Genomic DNA, 2,650 nt, shown 5'->3' with positions numbered 1-2,650 from the left:
GTGGCGGCGAGCCGTTGGAGCAGGCGCGCCCGCTGCTGGCCCTGTTGCGCCGGATTAAGGCCAAAAGCGCGCTCTCAGTTGTGCTCTTCACGGGCTATAGCTGGGCCGAGATTCAGCGGATGCCGGTCGCTCGAGAGGCGCTGACCTACGTGGACGTGCTCATCGCCGGGCGTTACGACGCCTCACAATCTGTCCGGGAACCCCTGCGCAGTTCGGCCAACCAGACCCTGCACCGGCTCACCGATCGCTACACCGAGGCCGACCTCCAGGCCGTCCCCCCGGCCGAGATCATCCTCACGACCGATGGAGAAACGCTCCTCAGCGGGACCGATCCGGTCAAGTGGTAGGGCAAACGCATTTATATGGGATGCCACATCCCCATTAACTATGAGCCAGACTCCAACCGCTCCGCCTCCATCGCTAATTCCACGTACTCTTGCTTCAGCAACTCTTGCTCCTGGATGCCGAATAAGGCTAACATCTCGCCGATCAATTCCGCCTTCCGCTCAGCGTCCTGCCGCGACCACGTGCGGCTCTTGATCTCCAGGAACACGCCCGGCAGTGCCGGTTGCGTCAACCGGTCCACGTTAATGGCGAAATCGGTCCCACCATAGCGTACCCTGTAGCGCTCGCGCTTCTTCTGAACTCTGACCGAACTCTCCGGGTTGAAGTACTCGCGGTAGAAGCGCAAGCTACGCGTCGCTGGGGCATCGAAACGAGAGCGCGAGAGTAAAACCGAGCGCTCGTATTCCCGTTCCTTCGTCTCAGTCGAAAGCGTCAGCCGATAGAAGACGTCCTCCACTTCCCCCGTCTCCTCCAGCACCTCATCCTCGCGGTAACGCAGACGGCTGTGGTAGACATCCTCAAACAAGAAGTAGGTGTCGTACTGCCGCCGGACCGACGGTTTGACGATCTCAATGCCGGGGCCACTCAACATTTTCTCGACCGACGCGTCGTCCGGCAACAACACCTTGACCTGTACCTCGAACATCTTCGTCTGAGCGACTTCTCCGATAGCCAGCAGCTTGCGGAGCACGCTCTCCTCCCGCTGGATCAGAAAGGCGTCGATCTTGCTCGCCACGCCCGCCGCCTCCTCCATCAAAGCCTGTTCGTCCAAGGTAAGCAGCGCTCGCTCGCGCATCAGCCATTGTCCCTGGCACATCACGTCGCGCACATCGCTCCCCTTGGCGGCGTAGACCAGTTGGGCGTAAATGGCTTCGGGGTCCCGGGTAAATTTAGGCGTCAGGTGAACGCTGCGCAGATCGACCACGGAGATATCGGCCCGCTTTCCCACCTCCAGGGACCCTACGTGTGAGTCAATGTGCAACGCCCGCGCGCCGCCGATAGTCGCCATCGCCAAGGCCTGACGGGCCGGGAGCGTGGTCGGATCTCCGCTCACTCCCTTGGCAAGCAAAGCCGCTAACCGCATCTCCTCCCACATGTCCAGGTCATTGTTGCTGGCGGGGCCGTCGGTGCCGATCCCTACGTTGATCCCGATATCAAGCATCTGAGCGACCGGCGCAAACCCGCTGGCCAATTTGAGATTGCTGGAGGGGTTGTGTACCACGCCCACGCCGTGGTTTCTCAGGGTGCGCATCTCTCCCTCGTCCAGGTGGACGCAGTGAGCGGCCGTCGTCTTGGCCTCGAACACTCCCTGCTTCTTCACCCACGGCACGACTGGCATGCCATACGCGGCTCGGTGCTCGTCCACCTCCTGTTCCGTCTCGGCGATGTGGATGTGCAGGGGGACGTCGAACTCCAACGCGAGTTGGGCGCACTGTTGCAACAGGTCGTCTGTCGTCGTATAAGCAGCGTGCGGCCCCAGGGCAGGCATAATCAAAGGATGGCCTTTCCAACGCTGGATGAAATCGTGGGTGTGCTCCAAGCTCTCGTCGTAACTCAGCGCATCGGGGGTCGAGAACTTGAGCAGCGTCTCAGCGCAGACGGCGCGCATACCAGCCTGGGCAGCCGCGTCGGCTACCGCTTCCTCGTAATAATACATATCGGCAAAGCAGGTGACGCCAGAACGGATCATCTCCGCGCAAGCTAATTGCGTCCCTAACCAGCAGAAATCAGGCCGCACGAACTCCTGCTCTACCGGCATCATGTACCCCATCAGCCACACGTCCAACCGCAGGTCATCGGCTACGCCTCGCAGCAGAGTCATTGGGGCATGGGTGTGTCCATTGATCATGCCAGGGATCACCGCACACCCGCTGCAATCCATCACATCGGCGCTCTCGTAAGCGGACATGATCTCATCGACCGCCCCGACCGCTTCGATATACCCCTCTCGCACAGCGAGCGCGCCGGGCGCTAAGAGATCAAAATCGTCGTTCATCGTAATGATACAAGCATTCGTCAAAATCGCGTCCACGCTTTTCATAGGCATCTCCTTTTTGCCTGGTCAGTTGTAACTGCCATCCATCCTGTTCACTGAAAACGCAGCATCCGTTGAATAGGCCACGATGTCAGCGCTTTAGTTCAAAAGCGCCGGGCTGTGGTCTGTGGTCCGGCGTGCCAAAGCGAATGGCAAGAGTCAGTAAAGTAGCTCATTATAGACCGAATCGAATCATCGTGCAATTGTAACTACTACTGGGAAATCGTAGCGGTTCCAAGGCCCTCCAGAGACCACCAGAAGCGATCTGCG

2 protein-coding genes are annotated in these 2,650 nt (G+C 59.6%); one reads left to right on the top strand and one right to left on the bottom strand.

Annotated features, from left to right (window positions below):
- Window positions 1-347, top strand: a 347-nt coding sequence (locus I6U14_RS00315; protein ID WP_296895931.1) for a 4Fe-4S cluster-binding domain-containing protein, incomplete at its 5' end; no start/stop codon positions are given.
- Between the two features lie 38 nt (window positions 348-385).
- On the opposite strand, the gene I6U14_RS00310 is transcribed toward I6U14_RS00315, so the two are convergent.
- Window positions 386-2,386 carry an amidohydrolase family protein gene (locus I6U14_RS00310; protein WP_296895929.1) on the bottom strand — a complete coding sequence of 667 codons (2,001 nt, stop codon included), beginning with the start codon at window positions 2,384-2,386 and terminating at the stop codon, window positions 386-388.
- Between the last annotated feature and the right edge of the window lie 264 nt (window positions 2,387-2,650).

Source organism: Thiohalocapsa sp. (genome assembly GCF_019695415.1).
Lineage (GTDB): Bacteria > Pseudomonadota > Gammaproteobacteria > Chromatiales > Chromatiaceae > Thiohalocapsa.
Note: the sequence above shows the minus strand (reverse complement) of the source record. Positions and strands in the feature narration are given on the sequence as shown.

What these genes read in the sequence shown, in the direction of transcription:
- I6U14_RS00310 (WP_296895929.1), bottom strand. Translation starts at nt 2,386, where the DNA reads ATGAAAAGCGTGGACGCGATTTTGACGAATGCTTGTATCATTACGATG.